Below are 23,380 nucleotides of genomic sequence, written 5' to 3'. Positions count from 1 at the left end.
ATCTGCCCCGCGCCCTGCGAGGCCTCCTGCACGCTGAACATCGACGACAACCCGGTCACCATCAAGACCATCGAATGCGCGATCGTGGATCGCGCTTTCGAGAACGGCTGGGTCAGGCCGGAGATCGCCGAGGACAAGACCGGCAAGAAGGTTGCGATCATCGGCTCCGGGCCTGCGGGCCTCGCCTGCGCGCAGCAGCTCGCCCGCGCCGGCCATGACGTGCACGTGTTCGAGAAATATGCCAAGGCCGGCGGACTGCTGCGCTACGGCATTCCCGACTTCAAGATGGAGAAGAACATCATCGACCGCCGCATCGCGCAGATCGAGGCCGAGGGCGTCGTGTTCCACTACGGCGTCCATGTCGGCGGCACCGCGCCGGGCGCGATCGACCCGCGCGAGATGCTGAACGACTATGATGCGCTCGCGCTGACCGGCGGCGCGGAGGCCCCGCGCGACCTGCCGATCCCCGGCCGCGACCTCACCGGCATCCACTATGCGATGGACTTCCTGCCGCAGCAGAACCGCCGCGTGTCGAACGAGCCGTCGACCGGCGCGGCCGACATCCTCGCGAGCAACAGGCATGTGGTGGTGATCGGCGGCGGCGATACCGGCTCTGACTGCATCGGCACCTCGTTCCGGCAGGGCGCCAAGTCGGTGACCCAGCTCGAGATCATGCCGGCGCCGCCCGAGCGCGAGAACAAGGGCCTGAGCTGGCCCAACTGGCCGCTCAAGATGCGCACCTCCTCCAGCCAGGCCGAAGGCGCCGTGCGCGAATATGCCGTGCTGACGCAGCGCTTCTCCGGTGAAGGCGGCGCAGTGAAGAAGCTGCATTGCGTCAAGGTCGACGACAAGTTCAAGCCGCTGCCCGGCACCGAGTTCGAGCTCGATGCCGAGCTCGTGCTGCTCGCGATGGGCTTCGTCCATCCCGTGCACGAGGGCCTCTTGAAGACGCTCGCGGTCGAGCTCGACCCGCGCGGCAACGTGCGCGCGAACACGTCCGACTACCAGACCTCGCGGCCGAACGTGTTCTCCGCCGGCGACATGCGCCGCGGCCAGTCGCTGGTGGTGTGGGCTATCCGCGAGGGCCGGTTGTGCGCGCAGGCGATCGACCGCTATCTGATGGGCAAGACGAACCTGCCAAGGTAGCTCGTAGCCCCGCTCATTCGGCGAATCAGCCGAGTGAGCTCGAATTTTCGGTTCGCAGCGATCAAAATTGCGCAAAAATCGGCTGCGCCAAAACAGAAATTTTGCGAAATGATTCAATCACGTTCATGCCGTCGCCTCGCCACAGCCAAATTTTCTCTTTCCTTTTTTCCGAAGTCGTGGCAATTATGGCCCATCCTGCCTCGATGAGAGGGGCGAACGCGTCGTCACGAGCGTGGGGCGGGATGCGATGGACGCGGGTGATGTCGCCAGACGAGCGGCGTCGACGCGGACGGCCAAGCCGTGTGGTCCTGACACCCCGATGCTGGTGTCAAATGCGCGAGGAGATGACCTCGCGCATGACGGGGGCAAGAAAGCCCGGTCCCCGGGGAGAGCACGGTATAAGCGTTAAAACCATTGCGCAGGGAAGGCCGGTCATTCGGCTGACCTGTGGTTCCTGCCCCGTGCTTATCTGCTGCACGGGGGCCATGGGTATCAGTCGATACCCGGTCTTCCCTGCGCCCTCTTGTTTCCTGAGGGTGAAACATCCGCAAAGCTCGGGCGCAAATGCGCCGCGAGAATGCGCCGGCACGCCCCGAACCGTTTGAATCTGATGTGAGGCACCTGGGCGAACACCCCTGCTGGTTTCGCATACGAGGAGAGCTCCGGTGGACTGGTTCGAAAAACTCACTGGCTTCAAGGAAGCCGCGCGTCTCGTCCTGGAGGCCGCCTATGAGGCGACGCTGTGGGCGGCGGTGTTGAACGCACAACGCGGCTCGAACATCGTCCTCCTGACGAGCCTCGGCGGCGGCGCCTTCGGCAATGACGAGAGCTGGATCGAGGATGGTCTGCACCGGGCCCTGAAGCTGGCTGCGGGCTTCGACCTGGACGTGAAGCTCGTCAGCCACGGAAAGCCTTCGCCAATGTTTTGCCGATTGGCCGAGGTGTTCCAGTCATCGTAGGGCTGCTGCTTGCTATCGGAAATCGGGTGGCTCTCGTTGCAGTGCCGCCGTTGGATGCCGAGGCGCGCAAAAATGGGGAACCGAAACATGGCGACCAGGACCTACGGCACGGCGAGCACCGAGCAGCAGAGGGGCATGAGCGGACTGGAATTCGTTCAGGGCCTCGCCAGCGGCGCGCTGCCGCTCAACACCATGGCCCGGACCCTGGGCTATGAGGTGGTCGAGGCCGAAAGCGGCCGCGTCGCCATCACGCTGGAGCCGACGGACGCGCTCCTCGATCCATGGGGCACGGTGCATGGCGGTCTTACCGCGACGCTGCTCGATAGCTGCATGGGACTGGCGATCCAGTCGATGCTCGACAAGGGCACGGGCAGCACCACGCTGGAGTTCAAGATTTCGCTGGTCCGGCCGATCACGCTGGAGACGGGCCCCATCCGGGCCGAGGGCACCATCCTCAACGTCGGCCGTCGCGTCGGTACCGCCGACGGCCGCGTCACCGACGCCAAGGGCCGCCTGCTCGCCCACGGCACGACCACGTGCCTGATCTTTCCGAGCTGATGCCGCAGCCGCAGGAGCCGTAGGGTGGGCAAAGCGGCCGCTTGCACAGAAGCGCACCCAGGAAAGACAGAAGCGTGCCCACCATTTCGACGCGACGCTGTCGAGAGAATGGTGGGCACGCTTCCGCCTTCGCTCTTCGAGCGAAGTCCAAAGCTTGGCCTACCCTCCTCCCTGGGCTCACGCCGCCGTGACGCGCCAGATCACGTCGCCGACGTCGTCGGCCACCAGCAGCGAGCCGTCGGGACCGAGGGCGACGCCGACCGGCCGGCCACAGGAATGGCTCTCATCCGGCGCGAGGAATCCGCTCAGGATGTCGCGCGCGGGCCCGGACGGGCGACCGTTCTCGAACGGCACGAACACGACCTTGTAGCCGGAGAGTGTCGAGCGATTCCACGAGCCGTGCTGGCCGATCGCCATGCCGTCGGGGAAGCCGGGCAAGGTGCCGGCCGGCATCCAGCACAGGCCGAGCGAGGCGGTGTGGCCGCCGAGCGCGTAGTCCGGCGTGATCGCTTTCGCGACCAGCGCCGCATCCTGCGGCACGCGGTCGTCCACGGTCTGGCCCCAATAGCAGTAGGGCCAGCCGTAGAAGCCGCCGTCGCGCACCGAGGTGAGATAGTCCGGCGGCGTCTCGTCGCCGAGCCCGTCGCGCTCGTTGACCACCGTCCAGAGCACGCCGGTCACGGGCTCCCAGGCGAGGCCGACGGGGTTACGCAGGCCGCCCGCGAAGATGCGGCTGTTGCCGCTCGCAAGATCGAGCTCGTAGACGCAGGCGCGGCCCTCCTCCACCTCCATGCCGTCGTCGGCGATGTTGGTGAGCGAGCCGACGCCGGCGTAGAGCTTCGTGCCGTCCGCGCTCTTGAGCAGGCTCCGCGTCCAGTGCCCGTCGGGCTTGAAGGTGGTGAGCCTTCGTCCGGCCGCCGTGATGCGGTCGGCGCCAGCGGTGTACGGAAACGCCATCACGCCGTCGGTGTTGCCGACATAGAAGGTATCGCCCACCAGCGCCATGCCGAACGGCTGGCTCAGTCCTTCCATGAAGGGCTGCTGCACCTCGGCCGTGCCGTCGCCATCCCTGTCGCGCAACAGTGTGATGCGGTTGGCGCTGACGCCGAGCGCCGCGGCGCGCCGCATCGTCGCCTGCATCGCATAGTGGAACATGCTCCTCGGCGTCCCCGCGACCTGGGTCGACTCGGCGATCAGCACGTCGCCGTTGGGCAGCACCTCGATCCAGCGCGGATGGTCGAGCCCGGTCGCGAACGCGTTGACCTTCAGCCCCGGAGCCGCCACGGGCTTCTCGCCGGCGCGCCAGCCGCGCGCGGTCGGCATCTTCAGCGTCGGGATCGCGCCTTGCGGCTTCGCGACCGGTATCGCCGGGGCCGCACCCCAGGCCGGCTCCGGCTGCGCTCCCTGCATCTTGCGCCACTGCAGCGCACCGGCGCCGACGAGCGCGACGAGGCGCGCAAACATGCTGGAAAAGTCCATGAAAGTCCCCTGCTGATCGCGTGCCTTGGGACGACCGCGCTACTGAAACGCCACCTCGGCAAAGCTGCGGAGCTTGCGCGAATGCAGGCGTTCCGACTCCTGCTGCTTGAGCCGCTCCAGCGCCTTCAGCCCGACCTGAAGATGCTGCCCCACCCGCTGGCGATAGAAGGAGCCGGCCATGCCGGCAAGCTTGATCTCGCCGTGCAGCGGCTTGTCCGAGACGCACAGCAGGGTGCCATAGGGCACGCGAAAGCGATAGCCGTTGGCGGCGATCGCCGCCGATTCCATGTCGAGCGCGATGGCGCGCGATTGCGACAACCGCCGGATCACCGCGGGCCCGCTGATCTCCCAGTTCCGGTTGTCGACGCTCGCGACCGTGCCGGTGCGCATCAGCCGCTTCAGCTCGAAGCCCGAAAGCCCGGTGACGTCGCCGACCGCCTCCTCGAGCGCAACCTGCATCTCGGCCAGCGCCGGGATCGGCACCCACAGCGGCAGTTCGTGATCGAGCACGTGGTCCTCGCGGACATAGCCGTGCGCGAGCACGTAGTCGCCAAGCCGCTGCGTGTTGCGCAGGCCCGCGCAGTGGCCCAGCATCAGCCAGGCGTGCGGCCGCAGCACGGCGACGTGGTCGGTGACGTTGCGCGCATTGGACGGCCCGGTGCCGATGTTGATCAGGGTGATGCCGCGATCCCCCGGCTCGACCAGATGAAAGGCAGGCATCTGCGGCATGCGCTCCGGCGCGATGCCGACCGTGCCGCCGCCGAGGCGCACGCTGCGCGTGATCACGTTGCCGGGCGCGACGAAGGCATCGGCGCCGGCCTCGCCGGCGGCGAGCCGCTGCAGGCACATTTGCGCGAAGGCATCGACATAGAACTGGTAGTTGGTGAAGATCACGAAATTCTGGAAGTGCTCCGGATCGGTGCCGGTGTAGTGATAGAGCCGGCGCAGCGAGTAGTCGACGCGCGCTGCACGGAACAGCGCCAGCGGCTCGGGGGCGCCGGGCGGCCGTTCAAGCGTGCCGTCGGCGATCGCATCGTCCATGGCGGCGAGATCGGGCACGTCGAACACGTCGCGCAGCGAGCGCCAGAACGTCGAGTTGTCGTTGTTGGTGAACGCCGCCTCGATGTTGATGTCACGCCGATAGGCGAAATGGATCGGGATCGGCTCACCGGACTCGCCGATCTCGACTGGCACGCCGTGGTTCTCGGTCAACAGCCGGATCTGCTCGGTGAAGTAGCGCCGGAACAGATCGGGCCGCGTCACGCTGGTCTCGTGCACGCCGGGACCGGCGACGAAGCCGTAAGACAGCCGCGAATCGAGCCGCGCATGGGTCGCGGTCGTGATGCGGACGAAGGGATAGGTGGCGCGGACGCGCGTCGCGAGCACCTCGCCCTTGGCATAGGCCTCGAACCGGTCGCGCAGGAACTGCGTGTTGCGCGCGTAGATCTCCTCGAGCCGGGCGACGGCGGCGCCGGCATCGGTGAAGGTCTTGGTCGCAATGGGGGGCGGTGTCTGGATGGCGGGTCGGGAAGGCATGGCGTCCGATCGGAAAGAATCGCTCTACCGAACATATTACTGGAATATGACGGCTTGGCGCAGCTTACAGGGCCACTCGGAGCCGGCCACGGACCGACCTCGGCCCCGCCGGCCTGCCATGCTGCGGCCTCACCCTGCGGCGATAGCAGCCGCTTTGGCAAGGCACGTCGGAGCGGATTTCGGGAAATGCTGGTATCGTGGCGTCGATTTTTCGCGCGGGCCGCAGTGTTCGCGCTTCTCACCCTGATTCTCGTGTCCCGTTCCGGCGCCGGCCCGCAAGACCTGGTGACGCTGATGCAGCGCATCACGGCGCTGGCGCAGGAAGGCCGTTACGTCGAAGCCACCCCGCTTGCGCGCAGGCTCGAAAGCGAGGCCGAGAGGGCGACCGGCAGGCAGTCGCTCGTCACCGCCCAGACCCTGATCGTGCTGGCGCAGGTACTGCAGGCACAGAGCCAGTCGGCGGAAGCCGAAAGCACGCTGAAGCGGGCGCTGGCGATCCGTGAGAAGGGTCTCGGCGCCAATCATCCCGACGTCGCCGCGGTATTGACCACGCTCGGCCAGATCGAGCTCGCCCAGGACCGGCTCGCCGAAGCCGAGCGCGACATCACGCGCGCGGTCGCGATCGACGAGGCGGTGCTGGGCGCCGACAATCTCGCCACCGCGCTGGCGCGGATGCCGCTCGGCAATCTGCGTCACCAGCAATTGCGCGAGGCGGAGGCGCTCGACCAGTTCAACCGCGCGCTCGACGCCTTCCGCAAGGCGCCGGGAAAGGCCGACGTCATGGTGCCGACCGCGCTGAACAACATCGCCGAGGTTTCACGCGCGCAGGGCAAGCTGCAGCTCGCCGAGACCACCTATTCCGACGCGCTGGCGCTGCAGGAGAAACAGCACGGACGCGACAGCCTCTACACGTCGGCGACGCTCAATAATCTCGGCGAGCTCCGCCGCGCGCAGGGGCGATTGCCGGAGGCCGAGGCGCTGGCGCGCCGGGCGCTGGCGATCCGGGAGAAGGCGCTCGGGCCCGACCATCCCGATGTCGGCGCAAGCCTCAACAATCTCGCGCTGGTGTTCACGCGCCAGGGTCGCGCGGCGGAGGCCGAGGCGCTGCTGGTGCGCGCACTGGCGATCCAGGAGAAGGCCTTCGGACCGGATCATCCGAATGTCGCGACCGCGCTGAACAATCTCGCCGAGGCACGGGCGCGGCTCGGCAGGAAGGGCGATGCGGAGCAGCTCTTTCGGCGCTCGCTCGCCATCCGAGAAAAGAGTTTTGGACCGAACGCGCCCGATGTCGCCATTGCCCTGGACAATCTTGCCAACCTCCTCGCCGACGACGACCGCTACGCCGAGGCCGAGCCGCTGGCGCGGCGATCGCTCGCGATCCGCCAGGCCGCGCTCGGCGGCCAGCATCCGCTGGTCGCCAGCAGCCTCAACAATCTCGGCGTCATCCTGGACTCGACCGGCCGGCCGCAAGAGGCCGCGCCGCTGTTGCAGCAGGCGCTCGATATCCGGCTTCGCACGCTGGGCGCCGCGCATCCCGACGTCGCCAACTCCTACGTCAATCTCGGCAGCCATGACCTCGATCTCAAGCAATGGCGAGAGGCCCATGACGCCTTCGCGGCCGCGGCCGCGATCTTCAACGATCGCCGCGCCGCGGCGGCGGCCGAGGAGCAGACCCGGGCCGACTTGAGGAGCCATGACGACACCAATCCCTATCCCGGTCTGATCGTCGCCGCCTACAACCTCGCGGCAGCCGACGGCCAGAAGGCGGCGACGCTGCGCGCCGAGGCGTTCGAGGCCGCGCAGTGGATCGGCGACGAGCAGACGGCGCGGGCCATTGCCGGCATGTCGGCGCGGGTCGCCGCGAGCGGTGGCGATCTCGCCGCGCGCGTGCGCCAGCGCCAGGATCTCGGCGAGCAGGCGATCGCAACCGACAGGCTCCTGATCGCCGCGCTGTCACGGCCGAACGCCGCGCGCAACCCGCAGACCGAGCAGGCGCTGCGCGTGCAGGCCGCGGGCATCGCAAGCCAGATCAGCGAGCTCGATCGCGCGATCGCCGCGCAGTTCCCGAACTATGCGACGCTGGTAACCAGGGCGTCGGTGCCGGTCGCCGAAGCGCAGACAGCCCTCGGCGCGAACGAGGCGCTGCTGCTGTTCACGACGACCCGGCAATTCACCTTCGTCTGGACGGTCACCCGCTCGGATGTGCGCTGGCATGCCGCGCCGATCGGCGCGAAACAGCTTGCGGAGATCGTAGGCACCCTGCGCTGCGGGCTCGACGAAGCGGCGTGGCTTGCCAAGGACGACGGCGCCTGCGCCACGAAACCCAATCTGCAACGCCCGCCGGGCGGCGCCAATCAATTGCCGTTCGACCAGGAGCAAGCCTACATCCTGTACCAGGCGCTGCTCGGCCCGGTGGAGAAGGATATCGCCGGCAAGCAGCTGATCCTGGTGCCGTCGGGGCCGCTGGCGACGCTGCCGTTCGAGGTGCTGTTGACCGAGAAGCCCGACCATGGCCAGGCAGATTTGGCCAAGGCGCCGTGGCTGGTGAAGCGGTTCGCAACCACGGTGCTGCCCTCGGTGTCGAGCCTGAGGGCGCTGCGCCAGTTCGCGCGAGGCAGCAAGGCGCCCAAGCCGTTCGCCGGCTTCGGCAATCCGCTGCTGAACGGCGATCCCGAACGCGCGAAGCTCGCGCGCCTGCTGCAAAGCTGCGGCGACCTTCCGCAAGGCCGCACCGAGCAGATCGCGCAGCGCGGCGCGCGTTCGATCATCGCGCTTTCCGGGACGGCCGACGTCGAGCTGCTCAGGCGCCAGATGCCGCTGCCGGAAACCGCGCTCGAGCTTTGCGCGGTCGCAAACAGCTTTGCGCCGGTCAAAGGCGACGTCTACCTCGGCAATGACGCGACCGAAACGAAGGTCAAGGCGCTGAGCGACGCCGGCACGCTCGCGCAATACCGCGTCCTGCATTTCGCCACGCATGGCGCACTGGCCGGCCAGGTGCGCGGCGCGATCGAGCCCGGGCTGATCCTGACGCCGCCGGCGGCGGCGACAACCGTCGATGACGGCTATCTCTCATCGTCGGAGATCGCCGGCCTCAAGCTCGACGCCGACTGGGTGGTGCTGTCGGCCTGCGACACCGCGGCCGGCGAAGAGGCAAATGCGGAAGCCTTCTCCGGCCTCGCGCGCGCCTTCTTCTATGCCGGCTCCCGCGCGCTGCTGGTCTCGCACTGGCCGGTGCGATCGGATGCCGCGGTCGCGATCACCACCGGTGCGATCGACGCCATGGTGGCTCATGGCGAGATCGGCCGCGCCGAGGCGTTGCGCCGCTCGCTGGTCGCCCTGATCGCCAAGGGCGGCGCCAACGCGCAGCCGAGCGTGTGGGCGCCGTTCGTGCTGGTCGGCAATGGCGGACGGTAAGGCAAGCGCGGCCGCCCGAAGGCGGCCGCGACGTCGATCACGCGGCGTGCTCGACCAGCGTGAGCTGCGGCACCAGCTCCTTGCCCTTGGTCTCCGGGCTGAACAGGAGCGTGATCACGAACACGACCGCCGCAGCCGTGGTCGACACCATCATCGGCACCGCGAAGCCGAGCGGCATGCTGACCGCGAAGAACGCCAATATCGGCCCGGTGAAGCCGGCCCAGATCGCGCCCTGGTGATAGCAGAAGCCCGACGCGGTGGCGCGAACCTCGGTCGGGAAACGCTCGGTCAGGTACGACGGGTTCTGGCCGTAGATCGCGCCGAGGAACGCGCCCTGCAGGATGAACGCGCCGGCCACCACGGGATAGGAATCCGAGAACAGGTAGAACGGCGTCACGAAGGCGCCGATCGCCCCCGGGATGATCATCGCCCAGCGCCGGCCGAAAATGTCGGCGACGAAGCCCCAGAAGCCGCTCGCCAGGAACGCCACCAGGTTGGCGAGCGCGATCGGCATCGCGACCATCGCGGCCCCGAGATGCAGGTCCTTCTGCAGATGGGTCGCGAACATGCCATAGACCGAATAGTAGATCACGAAACCCGACGCCATCCACAGGCAGGCCATCAGCGTGTTGCCGAGGATGCGCCGGCGGAAGATCTCGAGCAGCGGTGCACGGACTTCCTGCTGCTGCTCGCGCTGGATGCGGCGGTTCTCCACCCACACCTTGGGTTCCTTGACATAGATGCGGATCCACACCACGGCCAATGCCGGCAGCACGCCGAGGATCAACAGGCCGCGCCACCCGATCACGTCGTAGAGCAGCCCGTAGGCGGCGCTCGACGCCAGGAAGCCGAGGCTCCACGAGCCTTGCAGCAGGCCGCTCATCAGGCCGCGCGAGCGCGCCGGCCACGACTCCATCGCGAGCGCGGCGCCTGCCGGCCACTCCGCGCCCATGCCGATGCCGAGCAGCGCGCGGAACAGGAACAGCAGCGCGAAGTTCGGCGAAAGCCCGGCGAACAGGTTGCAGACCGAGTACCAGAGGATCGAGATCATCAACGGCGCCTTGCGCCCGATGCGATCGGCGAGCCAGCCGGAGCCGACGGCACCGACCAGGCGCAGCCACAGCGTGATGGTGAACACAGCGGTCACCTCGAGCAGCGGCACGTGGAAGGCATCCGCGATCGGCACCATGATCAGGAGGAAGATGGTGAAGTCGAACGCATCGAGCGTCCAGCCGAGCCAGGCCGCGATCCAGGCGACCCATTGATCCTTGGTAGGCTCTTTCCACCACGGCACCTGGCCGGGCATCTCAGCCGTCATCGTCATCCGTTTCCTCCGTGTATTTGCTATTTGGCTTGCTCGTTCTCCGCGCTCGTTCTCGAAGCTTGCTTTCAATGGTCGCCGCGCGGCGTCGTTGCCGCGAAGTCAACAAAAGTCGGCGCCGGCGACGCGGCCGGCCGTCATTTCAGAAAAAGATGTGTCGCGCTGATCCCGCGTCGAGACATGACGCAAGCAGCGCCAGTACAAACATCCCGCACCGCATACCGGCGGCTTCGGGACAGTCATCTGATACGCGCAGTATGCGCATGCAAAAGCAGCATGGCAAGCGACGTGCACAGCAGCATTCAGCAGACTTTGGGAGGAGCGCGCGCGGTCGCCTGCAATTTCTTTGTGCAGCCCGAATTTGAAAAGCGACGAAATGACGGACGGCGTGAACGTCAATTGATCAGCACGTCACTATTCGCGGCAGGAGTGTTGCAGGTCCGCGCCAATTTCGGCCGCAGCTACGTCAGCGCCCGCGCTGTCGAAGAACGTCTCGTCAAAGCCGGCGGCAATCGCCGTTGCATGTTTTGGCTTGCTGCTCATCGAAGCCGCACTCTACTGTTGGGCCGACCGCGCAGTTTGAGGAGTTCTTGTGATGACCGACCCAATTCACTGCCTGTCCAATACTACGACCAGTCATTGCCTGAGCCGGCGCGGTTTCCTGGCGGCCTCCGCGGCCGTTGCCGGCGGTCTCGGCATGACATCGCTGGGCGGAGCGCGCCGTGCTTCAGCGGCCGCCTTGAAGACCGTGCGCTTCAGCGAGGCCGTGCACAATCTCGGCTACATCAATCTCTATGTCGGCATGCACGCCGGCATCTTCACCAAGAATGGCCTCGACATGCAGGTGAGCGCGGCCGGCGGCGACACCCAGACCTTCGCGGCCGTGCTCGGCGGCTCCGCGGACTTCGCGATCGGCGACGCGACCATGGCGCAGATCTCGCGCGAGAACGGCGGCCCCGGCATCGTGGTCGGCACCGTGGTGCAGCGCGCGCATTATTTCGGGGTGTCGAAAACGCTGAAGCCGATCACCGACCCAAAGGAGTTCAAGGGCCTGAAGATCGTCACCTCGCCGGAGCCGAACACCAACTACAGCGTCACCAAGCGCATGCTGGAAAAGGCCGGGCTGAAGCTCGGCACCGACGCCACCATCGTCCCGGTCAATCCCGGCACCGAGATCGCCGCCATGCTGGCGGGGCAGGCCGACGTCGCCATCGCCTATCAGCCGAGCGTCGCCGCCGCCGAGGCGCAGGGCGCCAAGATCGTGTTCGACTTCTCCAACTACATGGGACCGTTCTGCAACACCGGCATCATGGTGCTGCCATCGACGATCCAGAAGGACCCGGAAATGGTACAGGCGCTCGTCACCTCGTTCGAGGAGGCCTCGCGCAGGACCTACGCCGATCCGGCCTATGCCAAGGAGGTCGCTCGCAAGGAGTTTCCCGACCTGCCGGGCGACGTCGTCGACAAGGCGATCGACGCCGAGCTGAAATACCTGATCCCGGCGCAGTCGGTGATCACCAAGGAAGACCAGTGGAAGAACCTGATCGACATGCAGGTCTATCTCGGCAACGCCAAGGGCACCGTTCCATTCAACGAGATCATCGACAACTCGTTCGCGGAGAAGGCGATCGCCAGCGCGAAATGATGGCCCAGCCGAGCATCCATGCGACGACAGCCGCGACGAGTGGCGGGACTGTCCCGCCCCTCGTCGTCGAGCACATGGCCAAGAGCTACGACCATCACGGCCGCATCGTGCCCGTCATCGCCGACCTCAGCCTCACGCTGCGGGAAGGCGAGATCGTCAGCATCGTCGGCCCCTCCGGCTGCGGCAAGACCACGCTGCTGAACACGCTCTGCGGATTGCTGGTGCCGGACACCGGCAACATCCGCTGGCACGGCCGGGAAGTGACCGGCCAGCCGCAGAACGTCGGCTACATGTTGCAGAAGGACCTGCTGCTGCCGTGGCGCACTGCACTCGGCAACACCATGCTCGGGTTGGAAATCCGAGGGCTTGCGGCGGCCGAGGCGGAGGACCGCAGCCGCGCCCTGCTGGACCAGCTCGGCCTGCACGGCTTCGCCGACCATTATCCATCGACCTTGTCCGGCGGCATGCGCCAGCGCGTGGCGCTGGCCCGCACGCTGGTGAACGAGCCCGACGTGCTGCTGCTGGACGAGCCGTTCGCGGCCCTCGATTTTCAGAGCAAGCTCCTTCTGGAGAACGACATGCTCGCCCTGGTGCGCAAGGGTCGGCGCTCGCTGCTGCTCATCACCCACGACATCGAGGAGGCGGTTTCGCTCGCCGATCGCGTCATCGTGCTGTCGAAGCGGCCGACGCAGGTGAAGGCGGCCTACGAGATCGAGCTCGGCAGCGACCGTACCGACGTGATCGCGCTGCGCGAGCGTCCGGATTTCAGCCACCACGTCCGGCGCATCTGGGCCGATCTCGACGTCGTGCTGCAATGACCGCGGATGTCGACACCGCCATGGCGCACGCGGCGCCGCCACTCGCGCCAGGCGCGCCGTCGTCGACACGGCGGCGCTGGAGCCGATTGCGTGCCGCCATCGCCGTCCTCGTGACCCAGCTCGCGATCCTGATCGTGTTCCTTGCGTTCTGGGAGCACGCGACACCCAAGAACAGCGCGGCCGCCTTCATGTTCGGCTCGCCGTCGGCGATCGCGGGCTTTCTCGGCCAGATGGTGCGGGACGGCAGCCTGTGGCGCGACACCTCCATCACCGGCATGGAAACGCTGCTGGGCTTCTTTGTCGGCAACCTGGTGGGAACGTTGATCGGCCTGTCGCTCTGGTATTCGCGCTTCGTCTCCCGCGTCGTCGAGCCGTTCGTCATCGCGCTCGGCTCGATCCCGATCATCGCGCTGGCGCCGATCGTCATCATCTGGTTCGGCACCGGCCTGATCTCCAAGGTCGCAATGTCGACCCTGTCGGTCGTGATCGTCGCGCTGGTGACGTCCTACAAGGGCGCGGTCGGCGTCGATCCGGACCAGATCAACCTGATGAAGACGCTGGGCGCGTCGAAATTCCAGATCTTCCGCAAGCTGGTGGTGCCGGCCTCGCTCACCGACATCTTCGCGGGGCTGAAACTGACGGTCGGCTTCGCGCTGATCGGCGCGATCGTCGGCGAGTTCATGTCGTCCTCCGACGGGCTCGGGCATGCCATCTTCAAGGCCGGGTCGCTCTACGTGATCCCGAAAGTGTTCGCGGCGCTCGTGGTGACAATCGCGCTGGCGCTGGTCCTCACCTTCCTGGTCGGCAAGATCGAGCGGCTCTTGATGCCGTGGCGTCACCACGTCTAGTTTGCCGCCAACGCCTTAAAATGGGAGCGAACATGTCGAAACGGATCAGCAAGGCCGGCAACATCAAATACGCGCTATCGGGCGACGACAAATTCATCGCCGGCGTCGAGCCGGGCGAGACCTTCGTGGTGGAATGCGCGATCAACGTCAACGACGGCACCATCCGCCATCTCGGCCAGCAACTGACCGAGGCGGACGTGACCCTGCCATTCGTGAACGGCGCGACCGGGCCGATCGAGGTGAACGGCGCCAAGCCGGGCGACATGCTCCGCCTCGACATCGTCGACATGGAGCTGGACCAGCTCGGTTTCACCGCGCTGTGGCCGGGCATCGGGATGTTTCCCGACTGGGTCCGCCGCAAGGAATTCGGCATCCAGACCCGGGTCGTCGAGGTCAAGGACGGGCTCGTGCACTGGAACGAGCATCTGAAGCTGCCGGTCCGGCCGATGATTGGCGTGGCCGGTGTCGCGCCCATCCACGGCGCGGTGCTGACCGTGGACAACGGTCCGCACGGCGGCAACATGGACGTGCAGGAGATCACGACCGGCAACAGCGTCTTCTTCCGCGTCAACAAGGCGGGCGCCCATCTCTTCCTCGGGGACTGCCATGCGATCCAGGGCGACGGCGAGTGCAATGGCATGGGTGCGATCGAGATCGCCGCCAACTTGACCGTGAAGGTTTCGCTGGCGAAGGCGCCGGCTCGCCTGAACCATCCCCGCATCGAGACGCCGAGCCATTTCTGCACGCTCGGCTGCGCCCGTCCGCTCGAGGACGCGATGCGGATCGCCTTCGAGGAGATGGTCTACTGGATGGAGGACGACTGGAAGATCCCGGCGGCCGAAGGCTACATGCTGCTCGGCCAGATCGCCGAGGCGCGCTGCACGCAGGTGGTCAATCCGAAATATACCTACATCTGCAAGGTCAGCAAGGACGTCTTGTCTCGATATCGCGGTTGAGCCTGAGCGCGGCAAGCTGGTCCCTTTGCCGCGCCGCACCTAACAAATGTTGTGCAAAAATGCGTGGCGGCGGGCATTGTCGCTGGATTGTTCGCACTCAGGCAGGGGACTGCTCGCCGATGAAGGACATGCTGGCCCACCTGGAAAAGCTCCGCACCGATGCTGCCGAATGCGCTCTGATCCGGGATCTGGCCGGGGAGCCGGCGAAGCGGGATCTGTTCGCGCGGCTGGCCGAGCAACTGCTGACGCTGGCCGCCGAAGTGGAGCGCGCGATCGCGGAAAGGAAGGCGGCCGGCGAGAGCTGACGCCCCCGCTTTCAGATGCGTAGGGTGGGCTGAGGCGCGCGAGCGCCGTGCCCACCATGTCTCGACAGCACGTTTGAATGGTGGGCACGCGCTTGCCTTTGCGTGGTGCGTTTCTCTGCGCGTGGCCGCTTAGTCGTACTGAGTCACAAGAAGATTCAAGCCATTGAATCGACTCGTCTTTGTGCAAATATGGTCGTTCCAAAAAGCTCAAGAATTTCAACGAGAGCACCACACATGTGACTTAGTACGATTAGCCCTCCCTACCCCTCTCTTTGCGGCACCGGTTGCGAATCCCTTGCGTATCCTCAGTTCCCCGTCTGCAATTCGCCAAAACGCTCCCAGGTCTGGCCGTTGAAGCGCATGAACTGCATCTGCGACACCGGCGCATGGTTGGTCGGACTGGTGTTGACCCTGATGCCCGGCAGCAGCATCGGCAATTCGAGATCGTGGATCGAGAATGCCTGCTTCAGGATGTTCTCGGTCGAGAGATCGTCGCCGCAGGCCTTCAGCACCGCGACCAGCGTCATCGCGCTGTTGTAGGCGTTGACATAGTTGGTGTCATGCAGGTCGGCTTCCGGAACATACTTCCCCATGAACTCCCGCCACGCCTTGACGCCGGCATCGTCGTTCCAGGCGGGATCGTCGGGGTCCTTCACATAGGCGGTCGAGATGATGCCCTTGCCGGCTTCCAGCCCAGCAGGCTTCATCACCGTCGAAATCCAGACCGCCGTGCTGGAGAGAAACGTCATCGGGCGCCAGCCGATCTCGTAGGTCTTGCGGATCGCCTGTGCTGCGAATTTCGGCGTCGCCGCGATCAGCAGCACGTCGGAGCCGGACGCCTTGAGCTTGACGATCTGGGAGTCGATGGTCGGGTCGGTGACTTCATAGGTCACACCTGTCACCAACGCGTCGTATTTCTCTCCGAGCACGTCCCTCAGGCCCGCGAGATAGTCGCGGCCATAGTCGTCGTTCTGCGAGATCACCGCGAACTTCGCGTTCGGATTCCTGTCGAGCGCATGGCGCGCATAGAGCCGGGCCTCGTAGCGGAACGGCGCCTGCACGCCGACGGTGGCCTGCGGATATTGCGCGATGTCGGCGAATTTCGAGGCGCCCGAGCCCACGAACAATTGCGGGACGTGCGCGCTTTGCAGATATTTCGCGATCGCCGTGTTGTGCGCGGTGCCGATCGAGGAGAAGATCAGCGCGACCTCCTCGCTCTCGACCAGCCGGCGCGTCTGCTCCACCGTCTTCGGCGGCGCGTAGCCGTCGTCGAGCGAGATCAGGTTGACGTTGCGGCCGTTGATGCCGCCCTGCTCGTTGACCATCTTGAAATAGCCGACCTCGCCCTTGCCAAGTGCGCCGAAGGCGGACACCGGACCGCTATAGGGCATGGTCTGGCCGATCTTGATCTCGCTCGCGGACACGCCGCGCAACTCGGCTGCCGGCACGGCCGATGCCGGCCCCAGCAATGCAAGCGCGCACACTGCAGCGGATCTAACGATGGAATGCATCGCTCCCCTCCCCTTTCTGTTCTGGGTTATTGATTGACGAGACGGCCCAATCGCCTTCGCCTCGCCGCGCCCTCATTGTTGCGAGCCGGCGCATGTTAGCGGGATCGGTTGCCATCGTCTCGCAACGATATCGCCGGATTGATGGCAATCAAACCCAATCGCATCGATTGCAATCTGTGGCTGCCACTCGTAGCCATCGCGTCTTGCTAAGCGCTTTTATGTCATCGTGAAATTGATTGTTCTCGCGAAGGTGGTATTGTTTTCCGGCCAGCGGCGGCATGCGATCCTCCAGCGAACAGGTTCAAGGACCTCTCGCTGGCCTGTCTAAGTGCGTCCGTGCGATGACTGAGAGCACCTCTTCTGTTGAGTGGCACGAAGGGCTTCGCGTATCTTCCGAAATGGGAGGATTGACGCCGCTTCAGGTGCGTCAGGTCAAGGAATTGATCAGCGCCAATCTTGATGGCGACATATCGATCGACGCCATGGCCCAGCTGTGCGGTCTGTCGAGCGGTCACTTTGCCCGGGCATTCCGCAAGACGATCGGCATGGCGCCACACCAATGGCTGTTGCAACGACGCATCGCGATCGCGCAGCAACTCCTGCGCAACGCGAAGCTCTCGCTTTCGGAAGTCGCGCTGGCCAGCGGATTCGTCGATCAAAGCCATTTTACGCGCGTGTTCGGCAGGATCACGGGCGCCAGCCCGGGTCAGTGGCGGAAAACGGCGCTCGGCTAACCGGGTCGCGCCGATCGGGCGAATTGGTACAAAGTATCAGATTCGTACAATCATATTTGCTCAGCATGCTCTAGCTGTTGCGCTGTCATGTTCAAGCAACGGAGCGACCCATGAAACTCTCCGAACAACTCGCCAGCCTGTCGGCCCGCGCAAAAACGGCAGAGGACAGCCTGGCGGCTGCCGAGAAAGAGGCGCACGAGCAGCTGGCCAAGCATCAGCAGAAGGCGCGTGACGACGCGAAGCTTGCCGTCGAGAAGGTCGATCAGGAGCTCAAAAAGGCCAGCGATACGGCCGAAAAAAGCTGGGGCGCACTGCGTGCAAAAATTGCCGCCGACTTGAATGCGCTGAAAGCGGACATCGCGCACCACAAACACGAGCACGACGTCAAGCGCGCGAAAGATCGGGCCGACCGGCTCGAATGGGAAGCGGGCTTTGCGATCGACTACGCGATCGCCTCGATCGAACAAGCCAAGCTCGCGGTGCTCGACGCGATCGATGGCCGCGTTGCTGCAGACGAAGCCGCCCAATCGTAGCGGCCGAGCACGATCGAGGGGAGCAGTATGACGAAAATCATCCGCATTCTCGTCCCGACCTGCCTGGCCCTGGCGATGCCGGCGATCGCGCAGGCGCAGGTCGCAGGCTCGACGCTGGTCGGCGTCAGCATCGCCGAGATGCGCGACGTGGCTCTCGGCTGGAGCGCCAAACGTCAAATCCTCGGCCAGCCGATCTATAACGACAACAACGAACGCGTCGGCACGGTCGATGACGCCATCGTCTCGAGTGACAAAGCGGTCACCTACGCCATCATCAATGCCGGCAGTTTTCTTGCGGTGGCCAAGCACGATGTTGCCGTTGCCGTTTCGAAATTGACTCTGGTCGACAACAAACCGGTGCTGCCCGGTGCGACCAAGGAAGCACTGAAGTCAGCACCTCCCTTTGAGTATGCCAAATAGACCTCACGCTGCGGGAGGCGGCCGACGTCTCTGCAGCCTCAAATGCGCAAAGGAAACAGCCATGACATCGACGCAGATTCACATGGGACCCGAAACCCCGATCGTCGGCTCGCTGCTACGTTCACTGGCGAAAAACTGGTGGCTCCTGCTGCTGCGCGGGCTTGCCGCGATCGCGTTCGGCGTGCTCGCCTTCATTTGGCCAGACCTCACGCTGCTCTCTCTCACGCTGATATGGGGCATCTATGCCATCTCCGACGGAATCCTGGCACTGGCGACGGCGATCGCCGGAGGCCATGCGCCATCATCGACGCGCTGGTGGCTTGCGCTCGTCGGCGTCTGCGGCATCCTGGCTGGCGTCGGGACATTCCTGATGCCCGGCCTCACGGCGCTGGTGCTGCTGATGATCATCGCGAGCTGGGCCATCATCATCGGCGTGTTGCAGATCTGGGGCGCAATCCAGTTGCGCAAGGAGATCGACAATGAGTGGATCCTGATCCTGAGCGGCCTGCTGTCGCTCGCGTTCGGAATCCTCGTCATGGTCATGCCCGGCGCTGGTGCGCTGTCCGTGGTGTGGACAATCGGATGGTTCGCCGTCCTCATCGGCTGCATGTATGTCGGTCTCGCCATCCGGCTCCGGAAATTCATGTTGCAGCGTTAGATTCAGAGGGGTCTGAGCGGTCCCGGCTCAAACGGTCGAGCGCAAACGCGATTGGCCCGGCTGTTCGTCCGGGCGCCGCACCGAGGCGATCAGATCAATTCGGATTGGCGGGCTGGGCCTGCTTCGGGCCGGCGGGTGTCGGCTCGACCGCGAGCTTCGGATCGGTCTCCGACACCGTCGCACCGACCGAGCGGGCGGCCCGACCGGTGGTGGTGGTCTGCGCTTGCTCGGCCGACTTGATCTCCGGCTGGTGCCAGCGGTCACGGATTCCCATGACCAGCACGCCGGCGCAGACGAGGGAGATGCACAGCGCGATGGCGGCAATAAGCGGCCGGTTGACGTGAGGACGTTCGCTCACCCGAATGGTCCCTGTGGTTCCGATCGGACAACTCGCGAGCGCCCGCCGGGGTTCCACAACTGGTCCCTCAGCGCAGCTTCTTCGGAATCACGAATTTCGGGCCTGACCAGGTCACATCGACCGCGCAGACTTTGACGTCGACCAGTCCAAGCGGCAGCGCGGTGTTGCGGACCGCACTGTCGCCCCCGGGGGTCAGTCGCGACGTCCGAGGTCTTCTTCGGCCATGACACCCGGATCATGCCGTCGGGAGCGATCGCCTTGCGGCATAGGGCCAGTGATCCGCGAGGCCCGCCCGCACGGGCGACGAACAAATGCACCATGTCGAGCGGCGCCGTGAACCGTGGGGCCACGATCACTTCGGAAGGTAATTGGCCGACCACGTCGCGATAGGACGCCGGCGCGCCAACGACAAAAAATGCAAAAGCCCGGCTTGATGCCGAGCTCTTGCGCGAGCGGTTTGCCGGAGGCGCCGGCGATATCGATTTCGCGAGGCTTACGCCTGCGGCTGCGGCTCCAGGCCAGGGTCCGGATCGGGACGCGGGCGCGGCTTGCCGGCAGGCGGCACCGCCGAAGTGCGGGGCGCGGTCGGCTCAAGCACCGATTCTCGGTTGGGCCTCTTGCCCTTCAATAGATCGATGATCTCCTCGCCGGTCAGCGTCTCGTATTCGAGCAGGCCCTTGGCCAAGGTCTCGAGATCGGCGTGCTTCTCGGTGAGGATGCGCTTGGCCTCGTTGTAGCCCTCCTCGACCAGGCGCTTGATCTCGGAGTCGATCTTCTGGACGGTCGCCTCCGAGGCGTTCTGAGTGCGCGACACCGACATCCCCAAAAACACCTCGTCCTGGTTCTCGCCATAGGACACGGTGCCGAGCTCTTCCGACAGGCCCCAGCGCGTCACCATCATGCGGGCAAGGCGCGTCGCCTGCTCGATGTCGGAGGCCGCACCGGAGGTGACCTTCTCGCGGCCGAAGATCAGCTCCTCGGCAACACGGCCGCCCATCATGATCGCGAGCCGCGACGTCATCTGCTCGAGCGACATCGACAGCTTGTCGCGCTCGGGGAGCTGCATCACCATGCCGAGCGCGCGCCCGCGCGGGATGATGGTCGCCTTGTGGATCGGATCGGTCGCGACGACGTTGAGGCCGACGATGGCATGGCCGCCCTCGTGATAGGCGGTGAGCAGCTTCTCCTCCTCGGTCATCACGAGCGACTTGCGCTCGGCGCCCATCATCACCTTGTCCTTGGCCTCCTCGAACTCGGCCTGCGTCACCATGCGCTTGTTGCGGCGCGCCGCGGTGAGCGCGGCCTCGTTGACGAGGTTCATCAGGTCGGCGCCGGAGAAGCCGGGCGTACCGCGCGCAATCGTCTTGAGGTTGATATCGGGCGCCAGCGGCACCTTGCGCACATGCACCTTCAGGATCTGCTCGCGGCCGACGACGTCGGGATTCGGCACCACGACCTGGCGGTCGAAGCGGCCGGGCCGCAGCAGCGCCGGATCGAGCACGTCGGGACGGTTGGTGGCCGCGATCAGGATCACGCCCTCGTTCGCCTCGAAGCCGTCCATCTCGACCAGGAGCTGGTTCAGCGTCTGCTCGCGCTCGTCGTTGCCGCCGCCCAGGCCCGCGCCGCGATGGCGGCCGACCGCGTCGATCTCGTCGATGAAGATGATGCAGGGCGCGTTCTTCTTGGCCTGCTCGAACATGTCGCGGACGCGGCTCGCGCCGACACCGACGAACATCTCGACGAAATCCGAGCCCGAGATGGTGAAGAACGGCACGTTGGCTTCGCCCGCGACTGCGCGCGCGATCAGCGTCTTGCCCGTGCCGGGCGGTCCGACCAGCAGCACGCCGCGCGGAATCCGCCCGCCGAGGCGCTGGAATTTGCCGGGGTCGCGCAGGAATTCGACGATCTCCTGGAGGTCCTGCTTGGCCTCGTCGACGCCGGCGACGTCCTCGAATGTGACGCGGCCGTGCGCCTCGGTCAGCATCTTGGCGCGCGACTTGCCAAAGCCCATCGCCTTGCCGGCGCCGCCCTGCATCTGCCGCGACAGGAAGATCCAGACGCCGATCAGCGCGATGAACGGCAGCCAGGAGACGAGCAGCGAGACGAACCACGGCACGTTGTCGCCCGGCGGCTTGGCGGTGATCTGCACCTTGCCGTTATAGAGCCGCGTCACCAGCGTCGGATCGTTCGGCGCGTAGGTCTGGAAGGAGGAGCCGTTGGTGAAGGTGCCGTGAATCTCGGGGCCCTGGATCACGACGTCGCGGACATGACCCTGATCGACTTCGGTCAGGAGTTGCGAGAACGAGATGTCCTGCGAGGACACCCGTTGACCTGGGTTCTGGAAAAGCGTGAACAGCGCCAACAGCAATAGCACGATGATGACCCAGAGGGCGAAATTGCGCAGATTCGCGTTCATTGATCTTCCTTCGTGGTCGCGCGGATCGCGGCCTTCTGTCCTCGGGACCTATCCCTGGGTAACCACGAGGGAATCCCCCGTCGACCGTTCACAATTTAGGTGCCACTCGCCTTGCTGCCAAGGGAACCACGCAGGACTATTTAGCCCATTCTAGCGCGATTCCCGCTCAAAAAATGGCGGTGAAATTGGGGTTTATCCGGGTGGTTAAGCCTTCCGGCGTGACCAGCGCAGCGGTGCGCTGCGTCCATTTGTCCTTTGCAACCGCTCTACGACGGCCGGTAACGCCGGAGTGGCGCCGATTCGATGCGAATCCGCCCCTTATCCACGCTTACCAGCGCACCCGCCAGGGTCCGTTTCGGTCCAGCCCGGTGCTGCTCCTGCATCCCCCGCGCTCCCGCAAAAGACCGGTCGAGCTGCGCCAGCAGGGCCTCGACCTTGCCGAGCTCGGCCGGCCCCTCATGCCCGACGCGGTCGATCGCGCGGATCAGGAGCCGCAGCCGAATCTCTTCGGGGAGCGCAGCAAAGGCTTCGACATCGAATTCGCAAGCCGCCTCGCCCGCCGGATCGTCGTCCGCCGCTGCTCGCGCTGCGCGGCGCTTGAGCGCAAGATAGCCCTCGGCGCCGTCGGCCAGCACTTCCAGGGCCGCATTGGCGCGGGCGAAACGCGATGCGAGACGCGCAAATGCGCGTGCATCGCCACCTTCGGCAGCCAACGCCGGCAACAGCGCGCGCAGCCTCGGGCGGGTGAAAGTCGGATCGCGGTTGCTCGGGTCGTCGGCAAAACCGATCTTCGTCCTCGAAAGCGTCGCGATCAACCGCGATTTCGGCACATCGAGCAGCGGACGCGCCAGCACCACGCCGTCGCGCGGGCTCTCGCGCGCCATTGCCGCCAATCCCGCAATGCCGCTGCCGCGCAACAGCCGCATCAGCAGCGTCTCGGCCTGGTCGTCGCGGGTGTGGGCGGTGAAGACATGCGTCGCGCCGGCGGCGCGTGCGGCTTGGGCCAGCAGCCGGTAGCGCGCGGCCCGGGCCGCGGCCGGCACGCCGGTCTTCGGCTTGGCACCGGTCCAGCGCATGGTGCGGTGCTCGAGCGCGAGCGCGCGCGCGAGACGCTTGACGGCGCGCGCCTCGCCTGCCGCCTCCGGGCGCAGGCCATGATCGACCGTGACCGCAACGAGCCGCGGACCGCGCGCCAGCGCGCGGCCCCAGCGCGCCGCGAGCCACATCAGCGCGACCGAGTCCGGTCCGCCCGAGACGGCGAGCACGATGGCGGGCGCGGACCGCCAGTCCGCGAACAGCGCTCTGGCGTCCTGCGCCGAGATTGGGGAATTATCTTCGTCTGCCATGGCGGGCTTGTTCGAACGTCATCGAGCAAAAGCAGGCCAGTCTAGGCCTGCAGCGGCACGACGGCCACACCGACATTCGACGCGCCGAACTCAACGCCTCAGCATTTCTCTTTCTTCAGCTCGCGATCGACCGCCGCTTTGACGCCGGCCGAGGCGCGCGGATATTTCTTGCTCAATTCGCCGAAGGCGGCGCAAGCAGCCTCCTTCTCCTTCAACGCCGCGAGCGACTGCCCGAGCCGCAGCATCGCGTCGGGGGCCTTGCCGACCTTGTCGTACTTGCTGGTGACGGTGAGGAAGACCTCGGCCGCCTCGCGATATTGCTGGCGCTGATACAGGCTCTCGCCCAGCCAATATTGCGAGTCGCCGATCAGCGGATCGCTCGGATACTTCTCCGCAAAATTGCGCATCGTCTGCTCGGC

The 23,380-nt window shown here is 65.8% G+C and carries 22 protein-coding genes; 13 read left to right on the top strand and 9 right to left on the bottom strand.

Features of this window, described 5'->3' with window-relative positions:
* The 3 genes from JOY90_RS10030 to JOY90_RS10020 all read left to right on the top strand — a co-directional run.
* On the top strand, nucleotides 1-1,146 hold a 1,146-nt coding region (locus tag JOY90_RS10030), incomplete at its 5' end, for a glutamate synthase subunit beta (protein WP_291690978.1).
* 665 nt (nucleotides 1,147-1,811) lie between these two features.
* Entirely contained in the window at nucleotides 1,812-2,105 is a 294-nt protein-coding gene (locus tag JOY90_RS10025; protein WP_291690977.1) for a hypothetical protein, read from the top strand.
* Between the two features lie 87 nt (nucleotides 2,106-2,192).
* A complete protein-coding gene (locus tag JOY90_RS10020) occupies nucleotides 2,193-2,663 on the top strand; it encodes a PaaI family thioesterase (RefSeq protein ID WP_291690976.1) in 471 nt (156 codons plus the stop codon).
* Between the two features lie 177 nt (nucleotides 2,664-2,840).
* On the opposite strand, the gene JOY90_RS10015 is transcribed toward JOY90_RS10020, so the two are convergent.
* Nucleotides 2,841-4,142 carry a sorbosone dehydrogenase family protein gene (locus JOY90_RS10015; protein ID WP_291690975.1) on the bottom strand — a complete coding sequence of 434 codons (1,302 nt, stop codon included), beginning with the start codon at nucleotides 4,140-4,142 and terminating at the stop codon, nucleotides 2,841-2,843.
* 39 nt (nucleotides 4,143-4,181) lie between these two features.
* Complete coding sequence (locus JOY90_RS10010) at nucleotides 4,182-5,678, bottom strand: AMP nucleosidase (RefSeq protein ID WP_291690974.1); 1,497 nt, start codon at nucleotides 5,676-5,678, stop codon at nucleotides 4,182-4,184.
* Nucleotides 5,679-5,903: 225 nt separating this feature from the next.
* On the opposite strand from JOY90_RS10010, the gene JOY90_RS10005 reads away from it, so the two are divergent.
* Nucleotides 5,904-9,092 carry a tetratricopeptide repeat protein gene (locus JOY90_RS10005; protein ID WP_291690973.1) on the top strand — a complete coding sequence of 1,063 codons (3,189 nt, stop codon included), beginning with the start codon at nucleotides 5,904-5,906 and terminating at the stop codon, nucleotides 9,090-9,092.
* Nucleotides 9,093-9,129: 37 nt separating this feature from the next.
* On the opposite strand, the gene JOY90_RS10000 is transcribed toward JOY90_RS10005, so the two are convergent.
* Together JOY90_RS10000 and JOY90_RS09995 are read right to left on the bottom strand one after the other, a co-directional pair.
* Complete coding sequence (locus JOY90_RS10000; protein ID WP_291690972.1) at nucleotides 9,130-10,416, bottom strand: MFS transporter; 1,287 nt, start codon at nucleotides 10,414-10,416, stop codon at nucleotides 9,130-9,132.
* 411 nt (nucleotides 10,417-10,827) lie between these two features.
* Nucleotides 10,828-10,956 carry a hypothetical protein gene (locus JOY90_RS09995; RefSeq protein WP_291690971.1) on the bottom strand — a complete coding sequence of 43 codons (129 nt, stop codon included), beginning with the start codon at nucleotides 10,954-10,956 and terminating at the stop codon, nucleotides 10,828-10,830.
* A gap of 52 nt (nucleotides 10,957-11,008) precedes the next feature.
* Here JOY90_RS09995 and JOY90_RS09990 point away from each other — a divergent pair, with 52 nt between their 5' ends.
* From JOY90_RS09990 to JOY90_RS09970, 5 genes are all read left to right on the top strand, one after another.
* Complete coding sequence (locus tag JOY90_RS09990; protein ID WP_291690970.1) at nucleotides 11,009-12,058, top strand: ABC transporter substrate-binding protein; 1,050 nt, start codon at nucleotides 11,009-11,011, stop codon at nucleotides 12,056-12,058.
* A complete protein-coding gene (locus JOY90_RS09985; RefSeq protein WP_291690969.1) occupies nucleotides 12,058-12,876 on the top strand; it encodes an ABC transporter ATP-binding protein in 819 nt (272 codons plus the stop codon). Before JOY90_RS09990 ends, JOY90_RS09985 begins: the two co-directional genes overlap by 1 nt.
* Nucleotides 12,873-13,724, top strand: a complete 852-nt coding sequence (locus JOY90_RS09980; protein ID WP_291690968.1) for an ABC transporter permease — start codon at nucleotides 12,873-12,875, stop codon at nucleotides 13,722-13,724. Before JOY90_RS09985 ends, JOY90_RS09980 begins: the two co-directional genes overlap by 4 nt.
* A 32-nt stretch (nucleotides 13,725-13,756) precedes the next feature.
* Nucleotides 13,757-14,680 carry an acetamidase/formamidase family protein gene (locus tag JOY90_RS09975; protein ID WP_291690967.1) on the top strand — a complete coding sequence of 308 codons (924 nt, stop codon included), beginning with the start codon at nucleotides 13,757-13,759 and terminating at the stop codon, nucleotides 14,678-14,680.
* Nucleotides 14,681-14,799: 119 nt separating this feature from the next.
* Nucleotides 14,800-14,985 (top strand): hypothetical protein, encoded by a 186-nt coding sequence (locus tag JOY90_RS09970; RefSeq protein ID WP_291690966.1) that lies wholly within the window; start codon nucleotides 14,800-14,802, stop codon nucleotides 14,983-14,985.
* A gap of 305 nt (nucleotides 14,986-15,290) precedes the next feature.
* On the opposite strand, the gene JOY90_RS09965 is transcribed toward JOY90_RS09970, so the two are convergent.
* Nucleotides 15,291-16,496: an ABC transporter substrate-binding protein gene (locus JOY90_RS09965; protein ID WP_291690965.1), complete on the bottom strand. Its 1,206-nt coding sequence runs from the start codon at nucleotides 16,494-16,496 to the stop codon at nucleotides 15,291-15,293.
* Between the two features lie 341 nt (nucleotides 16,497-16,837).
* Between JOY90_RS09965 and JOY90_RS09960 the strand changes: the two genes are divergently transcribed.
* The 4 genes from JOY90_RS09960 (at nucleotide 16,838) to JOY90_RS09945 (ending at nucleotide 18,841) form a co-directional block, all read left to right on the top strand.
* On the top strand, nucleotides 16,838-17,230 hold the full coding sequence (locus JOY90_RS09960) for a helix-turn-helix domain-containing protein (protein WP_291690964.1): 393 nt from the start codon (nucleotides 16,838-16,840) through the stop codon (nucleotides 17,228-17,230).
* Nucleotides 17,231-17,340: 110 nt separating this feature from the next.
* The gene (locus JOY90_RS09955) at nucleotides 17,341-17,763 is read left to right on the top strand and encodes a hypothetical protein (protein ID WP_291690963.1); all 423 of its coding nucleotides are present in this window, start codon (nucleotides 17,341-17,343) and stop codon (nucleotides 17,761-17,763) included.
* A 27-nt stretch (nucleotides 17,764-17,790) separates the two neighbouring features.
* Nucleotides 17,791-18,183: a PRC-barrel domain-containing protein gene (locus JOY90_RS09950; RefSeq protein WP_291690962.1), complete on the top strand. Its 393-nt coding sequence runs from the start codon at nucleotides 17,791-17,793 to the stop codon at nucleotides 18,181-18,183.
* Between the two features lie 61 nt (nucleotides 18,184-18,244).
* Nucleotides 18,245-18,841: an HdeD family acid-resistance protein gene (locus JOY90_RS09945; RefSeq protein ID WP_291690961.1), complete on the top strand. Its 597-nt coding sequence runs from the start codon at nucleotides 18,245-18,247 to the stop codon at nucleotides 18,839-18,841.
* A gap of 94 nt (nucleotides 18,842-18,935) precedes the next feature.
* On the opposite strand, the gene JOY90_RS09940 is transcribed toward JOY90_RS09945, so the two are convergent.
* From JOY90_RS09940 to ybgF, 4 genes are all read right to left on the bottom strand, one after another.
* On the bottom strand, nucleotides 18,936-19,199 hold the full coding sequence (locus JOY90_RS09940; RefSeq protein ID WP_291690960.1) for a hypothetical protein: 264 nt from the start codon (nucleotides 19,197-19,199) through the stop codon (nucleotides 18,936-18,938).
* 493 nt (nucleotides 19,200-19,692) lie between these two features.
* The gene (ftsH, locus tag JOY90_RS09935) at nucleotides 19,693-21,615 is read right to left on the bottom strand and encodes an ATP-dependent zinc metalloprotease FtsH (protein ID WP_291690959.1); all 1,923 of its coding nucleotides are present in this window, start codon (nucleotides 21,613-21,615) and stop codon (nucleotides 19,693-19,695) included.
* Between the two features lie 266 nt (nucleotides 21,616-21,881).
* Complete coding sequence (gene tilS, locus JOY90_RS09930; protein ID WP_291690958.1) at nucleotides 21,882-22,961, bottom strand: tRNA lysidine(34) synthetase TilS; 1,080 nt, start codon at nucleotides 22,959-22,961, stop codon at nucleotides 21,882-21,884.
* Between the two features lie 98 nt (nucleotides 22,962-23,059).
* On the bottom strand, nucleotides 23,060-23,380 hold a 321-nt coding region (ybgF, locus tag JOY90_RS09925), incomplete at its 5' end, for a tol-pal system protein YbgF (protein WP_291690957.1).

Origin of the sequence: Bradyrhizobium sp., assembly GCF_019242285.1 — a bacterium.
Taxonomy (GTDB): Bacteria; Pseudomonadota; Alphaproteobacteria; order Rhizobiales; family Xanthobacteraceae; genus Bradyrhizobium.
This window is presented reverse-complemented; position numbering and strand designations above follow the sequence as displayed.

What these genes read in the sequence shown, in the direction of transcription:
- JOY90_RS10020 (WP_291690976.1), top strand. Translation starts at nt 2,193, where the DNA reads ATGGCGACCAGGACCTACGGCACGGCGAGCACCGAGCAGCAGAGGGGC.
- JOY90_RS10015 (WP_291690975.1), bottom strand. Translation starts at nt 4,142, where the DNA reads ATGGACTTTTCCAGCATGTTTGCGCGCCTCGTCGCGCTCGTCGGCGCC.
- JOY90_RS10010 (WP_291690974.1), bottom strand. Translation starts at nt 5,678, where the DNA reads ATGCCTTCCCGACCCGCCATCCAGACACCGCCCCCCATTGCGACCAAG.
- JOY90_RS10000 (WP_291690972.1), bottom strand. Translation starts at nt 10,416, where the DNA reads ATGACGATGACGGCTGAGATGCCCGGCCAGGTGCCGTGGTGGAAAGAG.
- JOY90_RS09995 (WP_291690971.1), bottom strand. Translation starts at nt 10,956, where the DNA reads ATGAGCAGCAAGCCAAAACATGCAACGGCGATTGCCGCCGGCTTTGAC.
- JOY90_RS09990 (WP_291690970.1), top strand. Translation starts at nt 11,009, where the DNA reads ATGACCGACCCAATTCACTGCCTGTCCAATACTACGACCAGTCATTGC.
- JOY90_RS09985 (WP_291690969.1), top strand. Translation starts at nt 12,058, where the DNA reads ATGGCCCAGCCGAGCATCCATGCGACGACAGCCGCGACGAGTGGCGGG.
- JOY90_RS09980 (WP_291690968.1), top strand. Translation starts at nt 12,873, where the DNA reads ATGACCGCGGATGTCGACACCGCCATGGCGCACGCGGCGCCGCCACTC.
- JOY90_RS09975 (WP_291690967.1), top strand. Translation starts at nt 13,757, where the DNA reads ATGTCGAAACGGATCAGCAAGGCCGGCAACATCAAATACGCGCTATCG.
- JOY90_RS09970 (WP_291690966.1), top strand. Translation starts at nt 14,800, where the DNA reads ATGAAGGACATGCTGGCCCACCTGGAAAAGCTCCGCACCGATGCTGCC.
- JOY90_RS09965 (WP_291690965.1), bottom strand. Translation starts at nt 16,496, where the DNA reads ATGCATTCCATCGTTAGATCCGCTGCAGTGTGCGCGCTTGCATTGCTG.
- JOY90_RS09960 (WP_291690964.1), top strand. Translation starts at nt 16,838, where the DNA reads ATGACTGAGAGCACCTCTTCTGTTGAGTGGCACGAAGGGCTTCGCGTA.
- JOY90_RS09955 (WP_291690963.1), top strand. Translation starts at nt 17,341, where the DNA reads ATGAAACTCTCCGAACAACTCGCCAGCCTGTCGGCCCGCGCAAAAACG.
- JOY90_RS09950 (WP_291690962.1), top strand. Translation starts at nt 17,791, where the DNA reads ATGACGAAAATCATCCGCATTCTCGTCCCGACCTGCCTGGCCCTGGCG.
- JOY90_RS09945 (WP_291690961.1), top strand. Translation starts at nt 18,245, where the DNA reads ATGACATCGACGCAGATTCACATGGGACCCGAAACCCCGATCGTCGGC.
- ftsH (WP_291690959.1), bottom strand. Translation starts at nt 21,615, where the DNA reads ATGAACGCGAATCTGCGCAATTTCGCCCTCTGGGTCATCATCGTGCTA.
- tilS (WP_291690958.1), bottom strand. Translation starts at nt 22,961, where the DNA reads ATGGCAGACGAAGATAATTCCCCAATCTCGGCGCAGGACGCCAGAGCG.